The sequence below is a fragment of the Corynebacterium sp. MSK074 genome (genome assembly GCF_030229735.1).
Taxonomy (GTDB): domain Bacteria; phylum Actinomycetota; class Actinomycetes; order Mycobacteriales; family Mycobacteriaceae; genus Corynebacterium.
Genome location: NZ_JASPIX010000014.1, coordinates 1 through 19,450 on the forward strand (window position 1 = coordinate 1; position 19,450 = coordinate 19,450).

Annotated in this window: 21 protein-coding genes and 1 pseudogene; 18 read left to right on the plus strand and 4 right to left on the minus strand. The window is 61.4% G+C overall.

Going from position 1 to position 19,450, the window contains the following annotated elements; translation table 11 throughout:
* The first annotated feature begins 273 nt into the window (after window positions 1–273).
* From QP965_RS10100 to QP965_RS10145, 10 genes are all read left to right on the plus strand, one after another.
* Window positions 274–1,893 carry an ABC-F family ATP-binding cassette domain-containing protein gene (locus QP965_RS10100; RefSeq protein ID WP_284844860.1) on the plus strand — a complete coding sequence of 540 codons (1,620 nt, stop codon included), beginning with the start codon at window positions 274–276 and terminating at the stop codon, window positions 1,891–1,893.
* Entirely contained in the window at window positions 1,868–2,971 is a 1,104-nt protein-coding gene (gene alr / locus QP965_RS10105; RefSeq protein WP_284821990.1) for an alanine racemase, read from the plus strand. The genes QP965_RS10100 and alr overlap by 26 nt, the downstream gene beginning before the upstream one ends.
* Window positions 2,961–3,461, plus strand: a complete 501-nt coding sequence (gene tsaE, locus QP965_RS10110; protein WP_284844859.1) for a tRNA (adenosine(37)-N6)-threonylcarbamoyltransferase complex ATPase subunit type 1 TsaE — start codon at window positions 2,961–2,963, stop codon at window positions 3,459–3,461. Before alr ends, tsaE begins: the two co-directional genes overlap by 11 nt.
* A gap of 89 nt (window positions 3,462–3,550) precedes the next feature.
* Window positions 3,551–5,140 (plus strand): aspartate:alanine exchanger family transporter, encoded by a 1,590-nt coding sequence (locus tag QP965_RS10115; RefSeq protein WP_284844858.1) that lies wholly within the window; start codon window positions 3,551–3,553, stop codon window positions 5,138–5,140.
* 164 nt (window positions 5,141–5,304) lie between these two features.
* The gene (locus tag QP965_RS10120) at window positions 5,305–5,814 is read left to right on the plus strand and encodes a hypothetical protein (RefSeq protein ID WP_284844857.1); all 510 of its coding nucleotides are present in this window, start codon (window positions 5,305–5,307) and stop codon (window positions 5,812–5,814) included.
* Entirely contained in the window at window positions 5,814–6,521 is a 708-nt protein-coding gene (tsaB, locus tag QP965_RS10125; protein ID WP_284814309.1) for a tRNA (adenosine(37)-N6)-threonylcarbamoyltransferase complex dimerization subunit type 1 TsaB, read from the plus strand. The genes QP965_RS10120 and tsaB overlap by 1 nt, the downstream gene beginning before the upstream one ends.
* Entirely contained in the window at window positions 6,518–7,006 is a 489-nt protein-coding gene (rimI, locus tag QP965_RS10130; protein ID WP_239235107.1) for a ribosomal protein S18-alanine N-acetyltransferase, read from the plus strand. Before tsaB ends, rimI begins: the two co-directional genes overlap by 4 nt.
* A gap of 9 nt (window positions 7,007–7,015) precedes the next feature.
* Window positions 7,016–8,059, plus strand: coding sequence for a tRNA (adenosine(37)-N6)-threonylcarbamoyltransferase complex transferase subunit TsaD (gene tsaD, locus QP965_RS10135; protein ID WP_284814313.1), 1,044 nt, complete (start codon window positions 7,016–7,018; stop codon window positions 8,057–8,059).
* Between the two features lie 90 nt (window positions 8,060–8,149).
* On the plus strand, window positions 8,150–8,578 hold the full coding sequence (locus QP965_RS10140) for a hypothetical protein (protein WP_005326848.1): 429 nt from the start codon (window positions 8,150–8,152) through the stop codon (window positions 8,576–8,578).
* Window positions 8,579–8,700: 122 nt separating this feature from the next.
* On the plus strand, window positions 8,701–10,164 hold the full coding sequence (locus QP965_RS10145) for a purple acid phosphatase family protein (protein WP_284844856.1): 1,464 nt from the start codon (window positions 8,701–8,703) through the stop codon (window positions 10,162–10,164).
* Window positions 10,165–10,182: 18 nt separating this feature from the next.
* Here the strand turns inward: QP965_RS10145 and QP965_RS10150 are convergent, their stop codons facing one another.
* Entirely contained in the window at window positions 10,183–10,818 is a 636-nt protein-coding gene (locus tag QP965_RS10150) for a response regulator (RefSeq protein WP_284765983.1), read from the minus strand.
* The gene (locus QP965_RS10155; protein ID WP_284844855.1) at window positions 10,815–11,957 is read right to left on the minus strand and encodes a sensor histidine kinase; all 1,143 of its coding nucleotides are present in this window, start codon (window positions 11,955–11,957) and stop codon (window positions 10,815–10,817) included. Before QP965_RS10155 ends, QP965_RS10150 begins: the two co-directional genes overlap by 4 nt.
* A gap of 112 nt (window positions 11,958–12,069) precedes the next feature.
* Between QP965_RS10155 and QP965_RS11610 the strand changes: the two genes are divergently transcribed.
* The 6 genes and pseudogenes from QP965_RS11610 to QP965_RS10185 all read left to right on the plus strand — a co-directional run.
* Complete coding sequence (locus QP965_RS11610; protein ID WP_284844854.1) at window positions 12,070–12,201, plus strand: hypothetical protein; 132 nt, start codon at window positions 12,070–12,072, stop codon at window positions 12,199–12,201.
* Window positions 12,198–12,674 (plus strand): ABC transporter ATP-binding protein, encoded by a 477-nt coding sequence (locus QP965_RS10165; RefSeq protein WP_284844853.1) that lies wholly within the window; start codon window positions 12,198–12,200, stop codon window positions 12,672–12,674. The genes QP965_RS11610 and QP965_RS10165 overlap by 4 nt, the downstream gene beginning before the upstream one ends.
* Window positions 12,658–13,899 (plus strand): FtsX-like permease family protein, encoded by a 1,242-nt coding sequence (locus tag QP965_RS10170; RefSeq protein WP_284844852.1) that lies wholly within the window; start codon window positions 12,658–12,660, stop codon window positions 13,897–13,899. The genes QP965_RS10165 and QP965_RS10170 overlap by 17 nt, the downstream gene beginning before the upstream one ends.
* Before the next feature lie 186 nt (window positions 13,900–14,085).
* Complete coding sequence (gene groES / locus QP965_RS10175) at window positions 14,086–14,379, plus strand: co-chaperone GroES (RefSeq protein ID WP_005322702.1); 294 nt, start codon at window positions 14,086–14,088, stop codon at window positions 14,377–14,379.
* Between the two features lie 8 nt (window positions 14,380–14,387).
* A complete protein-coding gene (gene groL, locus QP965_RS10180) occupies window positions 14,388–16,004 on the plus strand; it encodes a chaperonin GroEL (protein WP_284844851.1) in 1,617 nt (538 codons plus the stop codon).
* Window positions 16,005–16,068: 64 nt separating this feature from the next.
* A pseudogene (locus tag QP965_RS10185) lies at window positions 16,069–16,948 on the plus strand (ATP-binding cassette domain-containing protein); the annotation flags it as partial.
* A 39-nt stretch (window positions 16,949–16,987) separates the two neighbouring features.
* Here QP965_RS10185 and QP965_RS10190 read toward each other — a convergent pair.
* Complete coding sequence (locus tag QP965_RS10190) at window positions 16,988–17,290, minus strand: WhiB family transcriptional regulator (protein WP_269954181.1); 303 nt, start codon at window positions 17,288–17,290, stop codon at window positions 16,988–16,990.
* Window positions 17,291–17,596: 306 nt separating this feature from the next.
* On the opposite strand from QP965_RS10190, the gene QP965_RS10195 reads away from it, so the two are divergent.
* Together QP965_RS10195 and QP965_RS10200 are read left to right on the plus strand one after the other, a co-directional pair.
* Window positions 17,597–18,169, plus strand: coding sequence for a sigma-70 family RNA polymerase sigma factor (locus QP965_RS10195; protein ID WP_284844850.1), 573 nt, complete (start codon window positions 17,597–17,599; stop codon window positions 18,167–18,169).
* A 65-nt stretch (window positions 18,170–18,234) separates the two neighbouring features.
* Entirely contained in the window at window positions 18,235–18,990 is a 756-nt protein-coding gene (locus tag QP965_RS10200) for a hypothetical protein (RefSeq protein ID WP_284765978.1), read from the plus strand.
* A gap of 3 nt (window positions 18,991–18,993) precedes the next feature.
* Here QP965_RS10200 and QP965_RS10205 read toward each other — a convergent pair whose 3' ends face one another.
* The gene (locus QP965_RS10205; RefSeq protein ID WP_005326826.1) at window positions 18,994–19,365 is read right to left on the minus strand and encodes a DUF5319 domain-containing protein; all 372 of its coding nucleotides are present in this window, start codon (window positions 19,363–19,365) and stop codon (window positions 18,994–18,996) included.
* Window positions 19,366–19,450: the final 85 nt, after the last annotated feature.

The window sequence follows — 19,450 nt, forward strand, 5'->3', positions numbered from 1 at the left end:
TGACAACCAAGCTCACCAGCCGCCGAACGGACACTACGCCCACTGCCAACCAAGGCAACTAAGCCACGACGATCCGACTCAGACAACGAATGAAACGGGCCGACAACCCCAGACACAACAACACCCTCCTAAGGGAAAGTGTTGCAACGACCCTCTGAACTCAAGGCTTGAAACTGTTATGCTATTGGGAGCAATTGTTGTCGGTGAAAGGAGTAGGCAGTGCTCATCCGTCGTGTTTTTGCGTAAAACACTAAAGGAAGAACGGATTTAAGCATGCCTATTTTATTGAACGACCTTTCCCTAGTATGGCCCGATGGCACAACCTGCTTCAGTGGCCTAAACGGTGCCTTTTCTGGCCCTTTAACTGCGCTGATTGGGGATAATGGTGCAGGAAAGACATCTCTGTTAAACGTCATCCTTGGCAAAATCTTGCCTACTGCTGGAACGGTGGAAAAGCCGGAATCGATAGCGTACCTGCCACAAGACCTTGCTTGGAATGAAAATGATGTAGTAGCAGACATCTTCGGTGTCACCCAAGTGCTCACGGCGATTTCCGCAGTCGAAGCCGGTGAGTATGAACCAGAACTCTATGAGTTAATTGGGGAGCAATGGGACGTCGGTGAGCGCATTGCCGCTGCCCTTTCCGCCGCCGGATTGGATATCCCGTTGGACCGCCCTATCAAAAGCCTCTCTGGAGGTGAAGCGGTCCGCGTCGCTTTGGTGGCGGTGTTCTTGTCCGAGCCGGATTTCATTATCCTCGATGAACCGACCAATAACCTCGACGGAACTGCTAAGAAGCATCTGAAAGATATGTTGGTAAATGCCGCGGCGCCGGTGCTAGTGGTAAGCCATGACAAAGACCTGTTGGATGTAGTTTCCGAGGTAGCGGAATTAAGGGATGGGAACCTACGCTTCTTCCAAGGCAACTATTCCGACTACCTAGCCACGATTAATGCAGAACAGGAAGTAGCTCAGAAAGCAGTATCTACCGCCAAGGCGACTTATAAGCAGCAACTCCGCGAACAACAAGCAATGCAAACACGAATTGCGCGTGATGCGCGCCGTGGAAAGAAGTTCGCGGAGTCGAAGCGCAAACCAGGCATGACGATGAAGCTTGATAAGCAGCGATCCGAAAAGACGGCATCACGCAGAGCGCAAATCCATTCAGGCGCAGTTGAAGCGGCCCAACGCTCTTTAGCTCGAGCTGAGCGAAACATACGAGATGATGATTCGGTCTATATCGAGCTGCCACAAACTGAGCTGCCGGAAGGAAAGCGGGTTATTTCGATTCCTGGGCTGACGATTGTCGGCCCAGAACGGGTGCGCTTGTCAGGACCAAATGGAAGTGGCAAGACCACGCTCTTAAACCGAATTAACTCCGGTGAGGCGGGCTACGTGATCGGCAACTCGGGGTATTTGCGTCAACGAATTGGATTAGATCCTTCTCTAAGCGTATGGGACGTGGTTACCAACGCGAATCCACGAGAGGATCCGCAGTTCATCCGTGATCAGCTAGCTCAGTTGTTGTTTCAATCTGACTCGGTTCATGCGTTGACAGGGACCCTCTCGGGAGGCGAAAGATTTAGGGCGGAATTCGCCAGAGTGCTCTTAGCGGATCCGGCGCCGCAATTGCTAATGCTCGATGAGCCGACTAACAACATTGATATTTCAACTGTTGATTGGTTGGTCTCAGTTTTGAAAAACTATCGGGGCGCATTGCTAGTGGTGAGCCATGATGAAGATTTCTGCTCGCGGATCAAACTTACGAGGCAAGTTTCTATAGAGGACATTGCCAAGGTGGAGGTATCGCGAGTCAGTGCGCCACACCCCGCCCGAATTCAGCCCAAGGGTGAGCAGTGGCACAATGGTGGGCATGCTGAAAACCACGATTGATCTCTCCGCCATTGCGCACAACGTCCGCCTCATCAAGGAAAAGGTGGGGCCTGAGGTCAAGCTCATGTGCGTGGTCAAGGCCGATGCCTATGGGCACGGCGCGGCCAAGGTTGTGCCGGTGATGGCGCGCGCCGGTGCGGATTGCTTTGGCGTGGCCACCCTGCGGGAGGCGGTGGACCTGCGCCGCGCGGGCGTGGATGCGCCCATCGTGGCGTGGATTTGGCAAACAGATGAAATTCTCGAAGAAGCCTTGGCCAATGGAATCGAGGTAGCGGTCAACTCCCTTGAGCAGGCGCATAAGCTGGTCAAGGCCGATTTTCCTGCTGAGGTATACGTCAAGGTGGAAACCGGCATGCACCGCTCCGGTGTGGATGAAGAGGATTGGGCAGAGACCTTTAAGGTGTTGCGCGATGCCCCGCACATCAAGGTGCTTGGGCTCATGTCCCACTTTGCGTGTGCCGATGAGCCGGATAATCCGCACAATGACGCCCAGGAAGAGGCGTTCCGCACGGCCTTGCAGCTCGCGCGTGAGATTGGTTTGGAATGCCCAGTCAATCACCTGGCCAATTCACCTGCCGTACTGACGCGTCCTTCCTCTTATTTCGAGCAGGTGCGCGTAGGCGCCGCTTGCTATGGCTTGGAGCCCATCGAAGGACGCGAACACGGCTTGCGCCCGGCCATGACCTGGTCCGGGCAGATTTTTAACGTCAAGCCCATCAAACCGGGAGAGGGTACGTGCTACGGATTGACCTGGAAGGCGGATAAGCCGGGATTCTTGGCCACAGTGGACTGTGGTTATGCCGATGGTCTGCCGCGCGGCTATCAGGGCGACCTGCGCGTGGGCATTGGTGGGCACCTCTACCCGCAGGTAGGAAGAATCTGCATGGATCAGATTGTGGTGGACTTAGGTGAGAACCCGCATGGCGTGGACACAGGGCAAGACGCCGTGATCTTTGGCAACGGGGGAGTATCGGCTACGGATCTCGCCGCGGCAGCAGGCACCATCAACTATGAGGTGGTGTGCCTGCCCGATGGCCGAACCGAACGCGAATATATAGGAGAAGAAGATGCGCAGTAGCTTTCCGGAATCTGGCAGCCGCGACCTATCCACGGTGGAAGAAACCTATGCCTTTGGTGAAGAGCTAGGTGCGGCGCTTGAAGCCGGCGATGTAGTGATCCTGGATGGTCCGTTGGGGGCTGGAAAGACGACGCTGACGCAGGGCGTCGCCAAGGGCATGCAAGTTAAAGGCCGCGTTACCTCGCCGACCTTTGTGATCGCCCGCGTGCACCGCTCCACGGTGGGCGGGCCGGACCTTGTGCACGTGGATGCCTACCGCCTGCTCGATGAAGGCGGTGCTAATTCCGGGGACCCGCTAGGGGAGCTCGACGCGCTGGATTTGGACACGGAGTTGGAAGATGCCGTGATTATCGCCGAGTGGGGCGGGGGACTAGTAGAGCAGATTGCGGAGCGCTACCTATTTATCAGCATCGACCGCGAGCCGGCAGAATATGCCGGCGCAGTAGAGGATGTTCGCCGCTTCACATGGTCTTGGAAAAATGGTGCATAGTACATCGTTCCGCCTTATAGGGGGTTAAGTGATGAATATCCCAGAAAGCAAACTTGATCCGGGTATAACCACTACGTAATTCTATAAAGGTGTTGAATTTTCTCGCCTCAAGTCCTTTGCTTTCTCTCTTCGTCATCATGGCGGTGGGTCTAGCGATTGGCAAGATCAAGATCTTCGGCATCTCTCTCGGTGCCGCGGCTGCGATGTTTGTGGCACTGGGTCTATCTACTGCCAATCCGGATATCCAAATTCCACCGCTGGTCTATCAATTTGGTCTGGCGATCTTCGTTTATGCCATTGGCCTCAGCTTCGGGCCTTCCTTTGTCCGCGAGTTTAAAACCCGCGGCTGGAAGCTCACCGTCTTCATGCTGGGTATGTTGGTTGTCTTGGTTGCGGTGGGCTATGGCCTCATCCGTGGCTTTGGCCTGAGCGTGCCAGAGGCCGTCGGCATGTTCGCCGGTTCGCTTTCCTCCACGCCGGGCATGGCCGCCGTGGTGGAAATGGTGGGCGATTCTACCCCGGTCGTTGGCTACTCCTTGGCCTACCCAGGCGCGGTGATTGGCGCGATCCTTGTCGCCGCCATCGGCGCCAAGGTTGTCAAAGCCAACCATGAGGAAGATGCCCGCGCAGAGGGCATGATTCCCGCCGAGCTTGTGGCCAAGGGCGTGCGTTTGACCAAGAACTTTAATGACACCGCTGGCCATATCTACCGCGTTACCGGCCAGACCGTAGTGGCTACTCGTATCATCTCCGATGAGGAACGCCATCGCCTCGCCGTCCCGGAAATGCCACTGTGCGAGGGGGAGGCTTACCTGCTCAACGGCTCCGAAGAGGCCGTCGATAAGGCCATTGAGGTCTTGGGTGAGGAACACCCAGTGGAGCTGACCGAGGAAGCCGGTCTCAAGTACAGTCGCGTTACCGTGTCCAACCCGGAAATTGCCGGTAAGTCCATCCGCGAGATCAAGGCCCTCGACCACGGCTTTATCATCGCTCGTATCCGTAAGGGCGATAAGGACCTCGTGCCGCACCCGGACACTGTGCTCAACTACTCGGACCGAGTTCGCGTGGTCACCAGCCCGGACCGCCTGCCGTACGTGCGCAAATACCTCGGCGACTCTGAGGCCGCGTTGGGTAATGCGGACCTGTTGTCCATGGCCATCGGCCTGTCCTTGGGTATGCTGCTTGGCCTCATTCCTATTCCGATGCCGGGCGGTTCCACCCTGCAGCTGGGTTTCGGCGGCGGCCCCGTGGTCGTCGGCCTGCTCTTGGGCTACCTCAACCGTACCGGGCCGTTGAACTGGCAGATGCCATTCCACACCCGTGAGACCTTGTCCAATATGGGCCTTACCTTGTTCCTGGCCGGCGTGGGCACCTCGGCCGGCGCCTCCTTCCGCGATGCCCTGACGGATCCATCTTCCCTGACCATCATGGGCGTGGGCCTTATCATCACCCTGGTCTCCGCCATCCTGATCGGCGTCATCGGCATGCTGGTGCTCAAGCTGAAGTGGGACGAAGCCATGGGCTGTGCGGCCGGCATGACCACCAACCCCGCAGTCTTTGCCTATATTCGTGATCAAACCGGCACCGAGTTGGCCGGCCGCGGATGGGCTACGGTCTATCCCACCACAATTATCGGCAAGATTATTGCCTCGCAGGTGTTGCTCTTGCTGTTGCTATAGCGGCAATATCGCGCGTTAATTACTCACCCACAGGGTCGCCCGCCTACACTGGCAGGCACTACCCTGTGGGTTTTGTGTTGCGGTTAACCAGGTAGCATCGGTTGCCAGAACTACCGCCGCCCGCCTGAAACTTAAACATTTTTTCAAGGAGCCATACTCATCCCATGACTAAATTCGCTCGCAACCTCACCGCCGCCATCATCGCCATCTTTATCGTTGTCATGATGGTTCTTCTTGCTTCCTCCACACTGCGCGAGGAAAACCACTTGGAGGGAAACCTCTCCTCCACGTTGTCCAAGGCACCAAATAACTTGGAGGTCATGACCGTCATGCCCACCGATGTCTATGGCGAGGAATACCCCGCGATTGGTTTCATCTGCCCGGGCATGCGCGAAGACAAGGTTAAAGAGGCACAGATCGATACCGAGAACATCACCTTTGAAGACGGTGCGGTGCCGGAAGGCAAGAGCTACGCGGTAGCCATCTCCCAGAGCGCTAAGCCCTTCATCGAAGAGCTGGATCCGGAGAAGGTCGAGGTGTGCGAGATGATTGACATGCAGGTCAAGGCCATGGAGCAGCAGGGCCAGAGCCTTGATGGCGGCGTACCCATGATCCAGGGCACCCAGCCGCTGGGCTTCCAGCGCGAGGATGGCACCTGGAAGATGGTTGCCTAATGCGCGTCCTCGCGATCGATACGGCTACCACCGCCCTCGTTACCGGGGTAGTGGATACCGCCACCGGGCAGACCACCGAGCGTGTGTTGGAGGATACCCGCGCGCATAATGAGCTGCTCATTCCTACCATCACCGAGGTCCTCGCAGAGGCGGGCATGGAGTATTCCGATCTCGATGCGGTGGTCACCGGCGTGGGCCCGGGTCCATTTACCGGGTTGCGCGTGGGTATGGCGACGGCCTCCGCGCTTGCCGACGCCCTCTCTATCCCCCTCCACGGCATCTGCACCCACGATGCCATCGCGGCCGCCGCCGAGCTTCACGTAGATCCTGCCGCCGCGGCCGACGAAGCCACCGCCTTGGTAGCTACCGATGCTCGCCGCAAGGAGATCTACTGGGCCACTTATCGCGCTACCGACTCCGGTGTGCAGCGCATTTCTGGCCCCGCGGTCACGAAACCGGCCGAACTCGAGGTGGAACTTACCTCCACCGCCGAGGTCATCATCCCCGACCGCCTTGCTGAGCAACTCCCCGAGCTGCTCGCCGCCCTGCCGCACCGCGCGGCCCAGCCAACCGCGGCAGCCCTCGTTGCCGCGGCCGACCTAGAGGCAGAACCGGCTCCCGTCGTGCCGCTGTATCTACGCCGCCCAGATGCGGTCCCGCCGAAGCAGCAACAGCTTTCTGCCGCCATCCCGAAGGTCGAGCTGTGAAGCTGCGCGAGCTGACCCCGGCCGATGCGCCCCGGTGCGCCGAGCTGGAAGAGGTCCTTTTCCCAGGCGAAACTCCGTGGTCCAGCCGGATTTTCCGGGAAGAAATGGCCCAGCCCTTCAACTTCTATCTCGGGGTGGAAGGCGCGATCGAAGAACCGGCGCCCGTAAAGCTTTTGGGCTATGCGGGCATCGGCATGATGGGACCGGCCGCGGACCCGGAGTTTGAAATCCACACCATTGGCGTCGACCCCGCCGCGCAGCGCCGCGGCATCGCGCGGATGATGATGGACAATATCTGCCATATCGCGGATCTCAAGGACGCCCCGGTCTTCCTCGAAGTTCGCGTGGGCAATGATCCCGCTATTGGCCTGTATGAGCGCTACGGCTTTGCCAAGCAAGGGATCCGCAAGAATTATTACCAGCCTTCGGGGGCGGATGCGCACGTGATGGTGCGCCCGCGCCAGTCCGAGCGCCCAGAAGATTAAGGAGCAGTCATGAAGATCATGGGCATCGAGTCCTCCTGCGATGAAACCGGCGTGGGCATCGTCGAGCTGCGCGAGGACGGCCACATGGAAATCCTCGCCAATGCCGTTGCTTCCTCCATGGAGCAGCACGCGCGTTTCGGCGGCGTCGTCCCGGAAATCGCCTCCCGCGCCCACCTTGAGGCCATGCCGCAGGTCATGCAGGCGGCGCTGGATGAGGCGGGCATCGAAAAGCCAGATGCCATCGCCGCCACCGTGGGGCCGGGTCTAGCCGGTGCCTTGCTGGTGGGAGCCTCGGCCGCTAAGGCCTATGCCGCGGCGTGGGGCGTGCCCTTCTACGGCGTTAACCACTTGGGCGGCCACGTTGCCGTGGCCAACTTAGAAGGCGAAGAGCTGCCGCACTCGGTGGCCCTCTTGGTCTCGGGCGGGCATACGCAGTTGTTGGAGGTAGAAGCCGTCGGCAAGCCCATGCGTGAGTTGGGCTCTACGCTTGACGACGCCGCCGGTGAAGCCTACGACAAAGTTTCCCGTCTCCTTGGTTTGGGCTACCCCGGTGGCCCGGTGATTGATAAGCTCGCTGCCCGCGGCGAGGCCACCATCGATTTCCCGCGCGGCATGTCCCGCGCCGAGGATCTGCGCGGCCCGCACCGCCACGACTTCTCCTTCTCTGGGCTCAAGACCTCCGTGGCCCGCTACGTGGAGCGCGCCGAAAAGGCAGGGGAGACCATCAGCGTGGAAGATGTCTGCGCCAGTTTTCAAGAAGCCGTGGCCGATGTCCTGACCGCCAAGGCCGTGCGTGCCTGCGAGGACACCGGCGCCCGGGTGCTGCTATTGGGAGGCGGCGTGGCCGCTAATTCCCGCCTGCGCGAGCTGGCCGCCGAGCGCTGCGCCGCCGCCGGGGTGGAACTGCGTGTGCCGCGCTTTTCCCTGTGCACCGATAACGGCGTGATGATCGCGGCCGTCGGCGCGCAACTCATCCATGAAGGTGCCCAGCCCTCTGGCCTCGGCGTAGGCACCGATACCCAGCTGGATGTGGAAGAGCCGCAGTTAACCTAAAGTTCTTCTCGCTCGCGCTGCAGGCGGGGCGCGGGGCCGGTACTCTAAAGGCGTTCATGCCCTCTTGGCTTTCTGAAGGAGCTTTCTCTCATGACTGTCGGTTTCCTTGTTAACCCTGATCTCACCCGCCGCAAGCTGGAGTTCGAGCTGGAGCACGCCAACCAGTTCCTGGGCGGCACCACCGAGGACCGCGTCTCCGTTGTTTTCCAGGAAGACGGCACCACCTACGCCGCGCTCTACAACCCCGAAGCCAAAGCCGAAGGCGCCGAGCCGAACCCGGTAGCCTCCCTGGCACGCAACGCAGCCGCCACCGGCAACGCCGCCTTCCTGCAGGACCCCATCCGCTCCATCTGCGGCCCCGTCATTTTCGTTGATGCCGAGGGCGAAGACACCACCATCGATACCGTCATCGAATCCGTGGAACAGGGCATTCGCGCAGTGAAGAACTACCGCGAAGATAACCCGGAGGAATACACCCTCTGGCGCGCGGCCGTTATCAACTCCGATAAGAGCCTCTAAACCCCAGCCCCTCACAGGTAGGGTTCAAACGCTTTTCGCGCGCTCGTAATACGGTGTTCACATTCTTATGGTGTTCTAGGGAGCCGTACCGCTTCTTCTAAGACTCCAAAGGTGAAAACTGTATGCTCCGTTCATCGCGCTTCGTCGCCTCCTTCGCCACCGCCCTCGCAGTAGGTGGCGCCACCGCCATCGTGCCCGCCACCCCGGCGCTGGCTGCTGACTCGCCTATCTACCGCACCATTCTGCAGCCGGGCGAGGATGAATCCCAGGTCATGGTCACCTGGCGCACCAAGTCCAAGGCAGACGAGGTCCTCGAGGTTACCGGCCCAGAAGGCACCACCACCTTCCACGCCGACGAGCGCGACTTTGGCGCCTTGCTGTACAAGTCCCAGTTCGCCACCGCCACCGACCTGCAGCCGGATACCGAGTACTCCTACCGCGTCGGATCCGAAGAAGGCGGCTGGTCCGAGCCAGAGACCTTCAACACCGGCTCCAATGGCGATGACTGGTCCTTCCTTACCGTCGCTGACCCGCAGATCGGCGTGGACCTCAAGGTGGATGACCAAGCCGAACAGTGGCGCAAGACCATCGGCCACGCGGCCTCCCACGTGCCGAATGCCAGCATGATCTGGTCCCTGGGTGACCAGGTTGAGGGGTGGGGCGCCCATGTGCCGCAGTACGATGCGTACTTCTCCGCCCCGGAGATCCGTCATATCCCCACCAACACGGTCCCAGGCAACCACGAGACCTATAACCTCACCATGAAGCATCATGATGAGCACTTCTCCAACCCCCACCAAGCAGACGATATCCGCGACCACTACTTCGAGCGCAATAACGTGCTCTTCATCGGCTTGGACTCCAATGCTTCTTCCGACGCCGATATCGCCCGCCACGAGCAGTTCCTGCGTGAGGCCATCGAATCCCGCGGCGCGGATAATGACTGGATCGTCGTCGGCATGCACCACGGCCCATACTCCCAGGGCTCGCATCACTTTGATAAGGACGTCACCAACCTGCGCGAGAAGCTCACTCCGGTACTCTCTGAGCTCAACGTCGATGCCGTGCTCTCCGGCCACGATCACATCTACACCCGCAGCCACCTGATGAAGAACAATAAGCCGGTCCTGCCGGAAGAAAAGCCGCAGCGCGGCGATGTTCTCGAGCCCAAGGATGGCGAGGCGCTGTACCTGACCACCACCACCGCGGGCGGCGGCAAGTACTACGACTTCACCGACGTCAACAATAAGAAGCACAAGGGCGCGCGCATGGAGACCATCGATCCAAAGCTTGCCCATGAGTCCACCGCCATGTGGCGCCAGGACTACACCGAGGACTACATGCGCGTGGACGTCTCCGATGACAAACTCACCTTTACCACCTTCAACGAAGGCGATAACACCCTGGTGGACAAGGTTTCGCTCAAGAAGAAGGACCGCAGTGCTGCGCCTGCCGACGACGCCACCAACCCCGCCGACTCCACCGAGTCCACCGACCCAGACACCCCAGAGGTGCCCAAGGATCCGGAAGGCAGCAGCTCCCTGAGCTCCAGCGATATTTTCGGCGGGCTCAGCTCGAAGAAGTAGCGAGCGTCGCCCCATTGGCTAGCGCTCGGTGTGGCGCAGCCACGCCAATACGGCCTTGACCCTCCGGTTTGAGTCCTCGGGCCGAAACCCGAGCTTCATGAACACATTGGAGACATGCTTGCTTACCGCTCCGGCGGTGAGCACGAGCGTGTCTTCAATTTCTTTATTGCTCAATCCTTGGGCCATGAGCCCCAGTACCTCCCGCTCGCGAGCGGTGAGTTGGGCTAGGCCGGTACGCCGCGCCGATAGCAGCGCAGTTACGACCTCTGGGTCCACCACGGTGCCGCCGCGGGCGACCTCGTCTAGCGTGCGCACGAATTCTTCCACATCAGAAACGCGTTCCTTAAGCAGGTACCCGAATCCGCCGTGCTCTAAGAGACGGTCGAGGTAGCTTGCCGCTACGTATTGGCTCAACACCACCACCGGCTGGGTGGGATTTGCGGCACGCAGGTCATGCACGGCGCGCAGGCCATCGTCGGTCAAGGTCGGTGGCATGCGCACATCGCTGATAATCAGGTCAAAATCTTCCTGCCCGGCAATAGCTCGCAGTTCTTCGGCATCCGTGGTCACCGTAACGCTATGGCCCAGGGCGCTGAGTAGCTGCTCGAGCCCCGCGCGCAGCAGCGCGGAATCTTCCGCCAGTAGTAGTTTCATTCGGCCTCCTTCAGCGGTAATTCGACCTGCAGCCGGCCACCGCGTTCACCCACAGCCGCGTCATGAGCCGCGGCAAAGCTCACCGTGCCGCCTAGTGCGGCGGCGCGCTCGCGCAGCCCGGCGAGACCGGTGCCCGTCTCAGCTGGCTCCTTGGCCGTGTGGCCGAGGTCAGCTCCGGGGCCGGGGCAGGGTCCGGAGCCATTATCAACGATGTCTAGGCGCAGCATCTGCCCGAAAGCAACCGTTACCATCGCCTCAGTGGCCGCGCCGTGCTTGGACGCATTAGTAAGCGCCTCGGCCACCGCGTGGTAAGCCAGCAGGGCAGTGGTTTCATCCACTGAGCGCTCGGCGCCTTCGACGTGTAGTTCGGTCTCCAGCCCGGAGTGGGCGAGGAGTTCGTCGAGGGCGGGGATAAGTCCGGCGTCGAAAAGCACCTGCGGGGCGATGCCGCGCACCGTCGTCCGCAGGGAGGCGAGGGCCAAAGAGGCATTATGCTCCGCATCGGCCAAGGCCGGTTGCGCCTCCGGAGGGGCCTGCAATTTCGCCGCGGCCAGGTTGAGCTTGAGCGCAGTGAGGTACTGCTGCGGGCCATCGTGCAGCTCGCGCTCGATGCGGCGGCGCTCGCCGGAGAAGGCATCGATAAGCGTGGCACGCGAGGCCGCCAATTCCTCGGCCGAAGGGCTCAACGCTAGGCGGGTTAGCGAGGTCGATGCCAAGACCAACAGGCGGTTAAGCCCTACCAATAAAGCCACCAGCAACGCCGCGGTAAGCCAGCAGGTGAAGAAAATGAGCGGCCGGTTGGTGGTGGACCACTCGCCAAAGGAGAATTCGGCCTTTGGCACGAACGGCGCAATTGCCAGCACGCCCGCCGAAAAGCCCACGGCGGTCCACGCGGCAAAGCAGGCAGCCGAAAGCAATAGCTGCACAATAAGGTGATAAAACTGCTGCCAATCAAACCACCGGCCTGCGCGCCGGGGTGGGATCTCCACGCCCATCCACCGCGCACCCAACCGGCCGACAAATTCCGCGGCGCGTCCCACCAGCGGAATCCACGGCAGCATCAGCACCGAAAGCACCAATGCCGGGATAAATAGCGCGCCGAGGACGAGGCTCCACGCGCAGGCTTTGAGGGTTCGCATAACCCATGAGCCTAGCCGCCTTACCCAGGGTGGGGCAGTAGAGCTAGCTCTACCATTTTCCCGGTAGCCCGCCCCATGTCTTTCTTCTGCGCGGCCGAGTGGAATCAAAGGCATGTTAAAAGCAGACAACCTCAGCAAGCGCTACGGCCGCCGCACTGTGCTCAATCGCGTCACTGTGTCCATCGCCCCGAGCGAATTCGTCGCCATCATGGGACCTTCCGGCAGCGGAAAACCACGCTGTTGAACCTGCTATCCGGGCTCGATAAGCCCACCTCCGGCCGAGTCAATGCGCCGGGGCGCAAGCAGCGAGCCTTTGTTTTCCAGGACTATAACCTGCTGGAATCCCTCAACGCCCAGCGCAATGCCACCTTGACCGCGCGCTTTTCCGGCCGGCGCCCTACACGCGGCAAGGTGGCGGAGGTCTTTGACTCGCTCGGCCTTAGCGGGTTGGAGCGCCGCCTGCCCGCGCAGCTTTCCGGCGGGCAGCAGCAACGCGTGGCCGTCGCCCGGGCACTGCTGGCCCAGGCGCCCTATATCTTCGCCGACGAACCCACGGGCGCGCTTGACGACGCCACCGCATCCACCGTCCTTTCCCACCTGCGCGCCGCCGCCCGCGATGGCGCCAGCGTGGTCATGGTGACCCACTCGCACCTCGCCGCTGAGGCGGCCGACCGGATCATCTCCTTAGAGGAGGTGGCCCATGTTGGTGTGGCTTAAGGACCTACGGTCCAATTGGCTATCGTGGCTGGCCGTGGCGCTGACCTTGGTAGTGTCTTCCACCTCGTGCACTCTGGCGCTGGCCATGCTGGTGGCTTCCTCCGGGGCCGAAGAGAACCCCGCCGGCTCGCTGGGTGGCACGGTGCTCGGCATGGCCCTGTGCGTGGTGGTGTTGGTGACGCTATCGCAGATGCGCCTTATCATTGCCGAGCGCGAGCCGGTCTACCGCTCCTGGCGCATGGTGGGCATGCCCGGCTGGATGATTCTCTCTTTCATCCTGGGCCACGTCGCAGTGGTCAGCGCGGCCGCCGGGCTCCTCGGTGTGCTGCCGGCCCGTCCGCTGCTCGCACCGTGCGTGCGCGCCCTGCGCAGCGACGGAATCCCCATGCCGGATATCGCCATTACCGGCCAGGTCACCGCCATTGCGGTAGCCGTCTGCACGTCCGCGGCCCTGGTTGGTGCGCTGCCTCCACTGCGCCGCGTTTTCCGGCCGCGTACTCCCGCACACCCGATGTGGCTTCTGGTGAAATTCCTGCTTGCGGCCGCGGCTATCGGCGGCACGGTCTACGGGTGCCTGCACATCGATGACCCGGGTGACCTCTTGTCGGCCGAGATGGGGCTTGTCATCCTCGTCGCCCTCTTCTTACCTTGGCTCATGCCCGGTATCGACCAATGGACCCGCGCGGCCGGCATCGCCGGGGCCAACGTGCGGGTGCGCCGGCACTTTTCCACCCCACACATCGTGCCGTGGGTGCTCCTCGGCGGCTTTATCGTCGCCGTCGGCTCGGGCCTGCGCTTTGGGAACGACGCAGGCGCCGGCGGCACCTTGTCCTCGTGGCAGGTCTTTGTCGCCCTTTTAGGGCCGGTCTTTGCACCCAGCATCGTGGGCGCCGTGCTTACCTCACTGCTGATGCGCGGGCGCATCGACTCCGATATCCACGGCCTCACCCTGGCTGGCGCCACCCCCTCGGCCTGGGCGCGCGTGCAAGTGGGGGAGGCGGCGTGCCTCACCCTGACTGCGGCCGGCGTGGTCTGGGCGCTGTGCTTGGCGACGCTCCTCCCACTCCACCACCTGCTCACCCCACAGGCTTCCTTCGGCCGAACGCTGGTAGACGAGCTGTGGTGGTCGGCCTTCGCCGTGATTTTTGGTGCCATGTTTATCGCGCTGGGCGTCGTCAAGCTGGCGCTGGCCGGCTTTGTCCACGCCGGGCAACGAGAGCGCTGAAAGGATCGCTGAGGGCGTAGGAATGTGGGCCGGGTCATTGTTGAGGGTTAGCAGTCACGAGGGTAGAGTGCTAATCAGGTTGTTTGACCCACAGTTGTTCACCCGCGACGACGGCTGTGCTGGACATCCACAACCGGCACGCGCGCGCCATACCGGTGCGCATACGAACACTACGGAGGAAACATCATGGCAAACATTAAGCCTCTCGAGGACCGCGTCCTCGTACAGATCGTAGAAGCTGAAACCACCACCGCTTCCGGCCTGGTTATCCCGGATTCCGCCAAGGAAAAGCCGCAGGAAGCTACCGTCGTTGCCGTAGGCCCAGGCCGCACCAACGACAAGGGTGAGGTCACCCCGGTAGGCGTCAACGAAGGCGATACCGTGGTCTTTTCCAAGTACGGCGGCACCGAGCTGAAGTACAACGGCGAGGAGTACCTGCTGCTGTCCTCCCGTGACCTGCTCGCCGTCATCGAGAAGTAGGCCCAAATATGGCAAAGCTCATTGCATTCGACCAAGAAGCCCGCGAGGGAATCCAGCGCGGCGTCGATACGCTGGCTGATGCCGTCAAGGTCACCCTCGGCCCGCGCGGCCGCAACGTCGTGCTGTCCAAGGCTTTCGGTGGCCCCACCGTCACCAATGACGGCGTGACCATCGCCCGCGATATTGACATCGAAGAGCCCTTCGAGAACCTCGGCGCGCAGCTGGTCAAGTCCGTTGCGGTCAAGACCAATGACACCGCGGGTGACGGCACCACCACCGCTACCTTGCTGGCCCAGGCTCTCATCTTTGAAGGCTTGCGCAACGTAGCGGCCGGCGCCAACCCCATCGAGCTCAACCGCGGCATCGCGGCGGCGGCCGAAAAGGCCGTCGAGGAGCTCAAGGCCCGCGCCACCGCGGTCAACTCCTCCTCTGAAATCGCCCAGGTAGCCACCGTCTCCTCCCGTGACCCAGAGGTCGGCGAGATGGTTGCTGGCGCCATGGACAAGGTGGGCAAGGACGGCGTTGTCACCGTCGAGGAATCCCAGACCATTGACTCCGCCGTCGATGTCACCGAGGGTATTTCCTTTGACAAGGGCTACCTTTCCCCGTACTTCGCTACGGAGGAAGAGACCTACCACGCCGTGCTGGACGACGCCGCAGTATTGCTCGTCCGCAACAAGATCTCCTCCCTGCCGGACTTCCTGCCGCTGCTGGAGAAGATCGCCGAGACCAACCGCCCGACCCTCATCATTGCGGAAGATGTCGAGGGCGAGCCGCTGCAGGCGCTCGTCGTCAACTCCATCCGCAAGGTGCTCAAGGTCGCGGCCGTGAAGGCCCCGTACTTTGGCGAGCGTCGCAAGGGATTCATGGATGACCTGGCCGTCGTTACCGGCGCCACCGTCATCGACCCAGAGGTGGGCGTCAACCTCAACGAGGCTGGCCTCGACGTGCTCGGTTCTGCCCGCCGCGTGACCATCACCAAGGATGACACCGTCATCGTCGATGGCGGCGGCACCGCTGAAGCAGTAGAGGAACGCCGCGAGCAGATCCGTCGCGAGATCGAGCGCACCGATTCCACCTGGGACAAGGAAAAGCTCGAGGAGCGCCTGGCTAAGCTTTCCGGTGGCGTGGCCGTCATCCGCGTCGGCGCCGCTACCGAGACCGAGGTCAACGAGCGCAAGCTACGCGTCGAAGATGCCATCAACGCGGCCCGCGCGGCCGTCGAAGAGGGCGTCATCGCCGGCGGCGGCTCCGTGCTGGTCCAGATTTCCAAGGAACTCGAGTCCTTTGCCGAGGGCTTCGAGGGCGAGGCTAAGGTCGGCGTTCTCGCCGTCGCCCGCGCCCTGACCCGTCCGGCGTTCTGGATCGCCGAAAATGCTGGCCTCGACGGCGCCGTCGTCGTCTCCCGCGTTGCCGAGATGTCCAACGGTGAGGGTTTCAACGCCAATACTCTCGAGTACGGCAACCTCATCGATAACGGCATTATCGACCCGGTGAAGGTCACCCACTCCGCCGTGGTCAATGCCACCTCCGTGGCCCGCATGGTTCTGACCACCGAGGCCTCCGTGGTGGAAAAGCCACAGGAAGAGCAGCCTGCTGACGCCGGTCACGGCCACCAGCACTAAACCTTCCCAACATCGCCCGCCCCGCTTGCCGCGTGGCGGGTTTTGTTGTGCCTAGACTAGGGCCGTGGACTACATCAAGGTCACCGGCGCACGCGAAAACAACCTACGCAATATCTCGCTGTCCATCCCCAAGCGCCAGTTCACCGTCTTTACCGGTGTGTCCGGATCCGGCAAATCCTCCCTGGTCTTCGACACCATCGCAGCCGAGTCCCAGCGGCTTATCAACGAGACCTACCCAGGATTCGTGCAGGGGTTTATGCCGTCGTTGGCCCGGCCGGACGTCGATAAGCTAGAGCATCTCACGGCCGCCATCGTGGTGGGCCAGGAGCCCATGGCCGCCTCCTCTCGCTCCACCTTTGGCACCGCCACCGATATCACTGCCATGCTGCGCGTGCTGTACTCGCGCATGGCCACCCCGCGCGCCGGCGGCCCGGCGGCCTACTCCTTCAATGTGCCCTCCGCCTCCGGCCAGGGCGCCATCGAGGTCAACGGCACCAAGGAGGTGCGCCGGTTCGAGCGCACCGGCGGCATGTGTCCCGAGTGCGAGGGCACCGGCCGCGGCGAAAATCTGCGATACCCTGTGCACCGTCGGCCTGGGATATGTCACCTTAGGCCAGCCGCTGTCTACCTTGTCCGGCGGCGAGCGCCAGCGCCTCAAGCTCGCAGCGCACCTGAGCGATAAGAAGTCTACCGCTGATGTACTGGTCCTCGATGAGCCCACGACCGGCCTGCACCCGGCAGATATCGCCCGGATTCTGGCGCTGCTGGATGAGCTGGTGGACTCCGGGCACACCGTCATCTGCATCGACCACAATCTGGCCGTTCTCGCGCATGCGGATCACGCCATCGACTTGGGTCCCGGCGCCGGTTCGGCCGGTGGCCAGCTGGTCTTTAGCGGCACCCCGGCCGACCTAGCCGAGCAGCAAGACTCGGTGACGGGGCGCTTTCTTGCCGACGCCCTCGTCTCCCCCTAACCTTCTGCCTTAAGCGTTGACCGGCGCGGCGGCGCGGCGGCGCTGGCGCAGCGCAATGACGCGCTCGGATTCGCTCATTCCGCCCCAGACGCCGTAAGGCTCGGCGGATTGCAGAGCATGCTCGCGGCACAGATCAATGACCGGGCAGGAATTGCAGATGGCCTTGGCGCGGTTCTCGCGCTGGGCGCGGGCGCGGCCGCGCTCGCCATCTGGGTGATAAAACACGTCCGAGTTTTCTCCGCGGCAGGCGCCTTGTAGCTGCCAATCCCACAGGTCAGCGGTGGGACCGGGAAGCAAATGAGGCTGAGACACGTTACTTAGCTCCTTTGTAAGGGCGAGAATTCTTGTGTTGCTTCCGCAGTGTCGCGGGAAGCAACCTCACGTAGTGTTTCGCGCGTGGGTTAACGATGGGTTACCTATTTTTGACTTTTAGGTATTCTTCCCTTGATCTCCCCTCCGGTACCACGGTTTACCAGCGGAAACGACAAAGGTTAACGGTTTGTGAATTTTCTGCCGCTCGGGTTGTGCAGGCGCTGGGGTCGCGCGTCGCCTTTGCATAAACTTCCCGTGTGCCAATATGGTTAGTTACCGGTTTAAAACATGTCAGAGGGTGCATACGTGAGTGATAAGGAACAGGAGCTAGCGGATCTCGTCCCGCATGCCGTCGACGGCAGCCGTCGAGCGCTGCAAAAAGTCCTGCGGATCATTCACCCGCAGGTGCTGCGCTACTGCCGCGCCCGCATCGGCGGCGGCCGCCAACCTACCGCGGAGGATGTAGCCCAAGAGATCTGCCTTGCAGTGGCCACCTCTATTGGCTCCTACGAGGACACAGGCCGCCCATTTATGGCCTATGTCTACGGCATCGCGTTCAATAAGGTCACCGATGCCCACCGCGCCATGGGGCGCGATAAGTCCACCCCTACCGAAGAAATTCCGGAAGACTCCGCGCGTGACGCAACCCCTGAAGAGTGGGCATTGGAGGCCGACGGTAGTAACAGAATGCGCGCCTTGCTCGATACGTTAAGTGACAAGGCGAAAAACATCGTTATTCTGCGCGTGTTCAACGGTTTGTCGGCAGAAGAGACCGCGGAAATTGTGGGTTCCACCCCAGGTGCGGTTCGTGTCGCACAACACCGAGCACTCGCTCAATTGCGAAAGGCTCTCCAAGCCGCCCAGGAAACTGCGCGCTAAGGGCCTAGAGGCCGACTCTTACAGCAGATATCTCTTAATAGAAAGGAAGGGGGAGAGACACCATCATGGCACCGAAGCACCACGGCGATAATGCCGGCCTAGCAGACCAGCTCCAGCCCTTGGTAGATGATGATGCATTCCTCACCGAGCTTTCGAAGGGAACTAACCCTTCCGACGGCCAGGATGACCTGGCGGAGCTGCTGCTGGAGTTAAAGGGGGACGTCGACAAGCAGATGCCTCCAGCCCCGCTGGTAGAAGGCGCCGATGCTGAGCCTGAGGTCATCGACCTAGGCCAGGCCCGCAAGCGCCGCCGTGGCGGCCCGTTCGTACATGGGCTTATCGGTGCGGCCGCCGCAACCCTAGTTATCGCTGGAGCCGGTGGAGCCATGCTGCACGCCGGGACCTTTGATAAGGGCGATAAGACCCGCAATGTAGAGCTGGCCGGCACGCTGGAAGAGATGGAATCTCGCGCGGCCGAAGGTGATATTGAAGGCGCTCGCGAATTGATGAAGGACGCCCGCGCCAAGCTGGATGAGGCCGAAGGCAAAGAAGAAAAGGCCATCGCCGCCAACCGCGAGGCGGATCGAAAGCGCTCTGCGCACCCGAAGCCCACCCCGCACACCGTGACGGAGACTGCCACCGAAACCGTGGCGGAAGAAGCTTCGCAACCGGAACAGCAGCCGGAGCAGGCCACCGTGACCGAAACTCAGTACGCCACCGAAACCGTGGTGGTCACGGAACAGGGGCAGCCAAACCCGCAGCCCAATCCCAACGTTGAGGATGAGCCGACGACCACCATCGAGTTGGGCCAGCAGCAGTAGAAGCTAGCGGCCCTCCAGGCCATCCAAATAACCCAAGGCGTAGTCCCAAGGCACGTAGCGGGAGGGATCGGGCTCGGCGCCGGGCTCATGCACCGGCGCTAGCTCGCCTTCGAGGGTGGCGCGCATATTAGCGGCCATAATATCCCACTCATAGAAGTGGTTCTCCTGGCAATCCTCGCACAGGAAGAAGATGCCATCGATGCCACGCGGGCCGAGGATGGACGCGAATTTCTGCACCAGCGCGAGGTCGTGGATGATGGCGATCCGGTCGTCGTCAGTAAGCGGCATGACCTGCTCGTCCTCCTCTAGGAAGGAGGCAGGGTCATTCGGGTCATCGGCGAAAGGATCGCGGGGCATATTGGCGAAGAAGTTCACGCCTGCGAGCCTATTGAACTTACCCTCCCGAGGCAATTTACCCCCTGCCCAAATGGTGTCGTCGGCCGGCAACGCACTACAGTTG

Coding starts and splice junctions, on each gene's coding strand:
- QP965_RS10155 (WP_284844855.1), bottom strand. CDS start 11,957: ATGCGAACCCTCAAAGCCTGCGCGTGGAGCCTCGTCCTCGGCGCGCTA.
- QP965_RS10150 (WP_284765983.1), bottom strand. CDS start 10,818: ATGAAACTACTACTGGCGGAAGATTCCGCGCTGCTGCGCGCGGGGCTC.
- tsaD (WP_284814313.1), top strand. CDS start 7,016: ATGAAGATCATGGGCATCGAGTCCTCCTGCGATGAAACCGGCGTGGGC.
- QP965_RS10170 (WP_284844852.1), top strand. CDS start 12,658: ATGTTGGTGTGGCTTAAGGACCTACGGTCCAATTGGCTATCGTGGCTG.
- tsaB (WP_284814309.1), top strand. CDS start 5,814: ATGCGCGTCCTCGCGATCGATACGGCTACCACCGCCCTCGTTACCGGG.
- QP965_RS10145 (WP_284844856.1), top strand. CDS start 8,701: ATGCTCCGTTCATCGCGCTTCGTCGCCTCCTTCGCCACCGCCCTCGCA.
- QP965_RS10120 (WP_284844857.1), top strand. CDS start 5,305: ATGACTAAATTCGCTCGCAACCTCACCGCCGCCATCATCGCCATCTTT.
- QP965_RS10100 (WP_284844860.1), top strand. CDS start 274: ATGCCTATTTTATTGAACGACCTTTCCCTAGTATGGCCCGATGGCACA.
- groES (WP_005322702.1), top strand. CDS start 14,086: ATGGCAAACATTAAGCCTCTCGAGGACCGCGTCCTCGTACAGATCGTA.
- QP965_RS10200 (WP_284765978.1), top strand. CDS start 18,235: ATGGCACCGAAGCACCACGGCGATAATGCCGGCCTAGCAGACCAGCTC.
- tsaE (WP_284844859.1), top strand. CDS start 2,961: ATGCGCAGTAGCTTTCCGGAATCTGGCAGCCGCGACCTATCCACGGTG.
- QP965_RS10140 (WP_005326848.1), top strand. CDS start 8,150: ATGACTGTCGGTTTCCTTGTTAACCCTGATCTCACCCGCCGCAAGCTG.
- groL (WP_284844851.1), top strand. CDS start 14,388: ATGGCAAAGCTCATTGCATTCGACCAAGAAGCCCGCGAGGGAATCCAG.
- QP965_RS11610 (WP_284844854.1), top strand. CDS start 12,070: ATGTTAAAAGCAGACAACCTCAGCAAGCGCTACGGCCGCCGCACTGTG.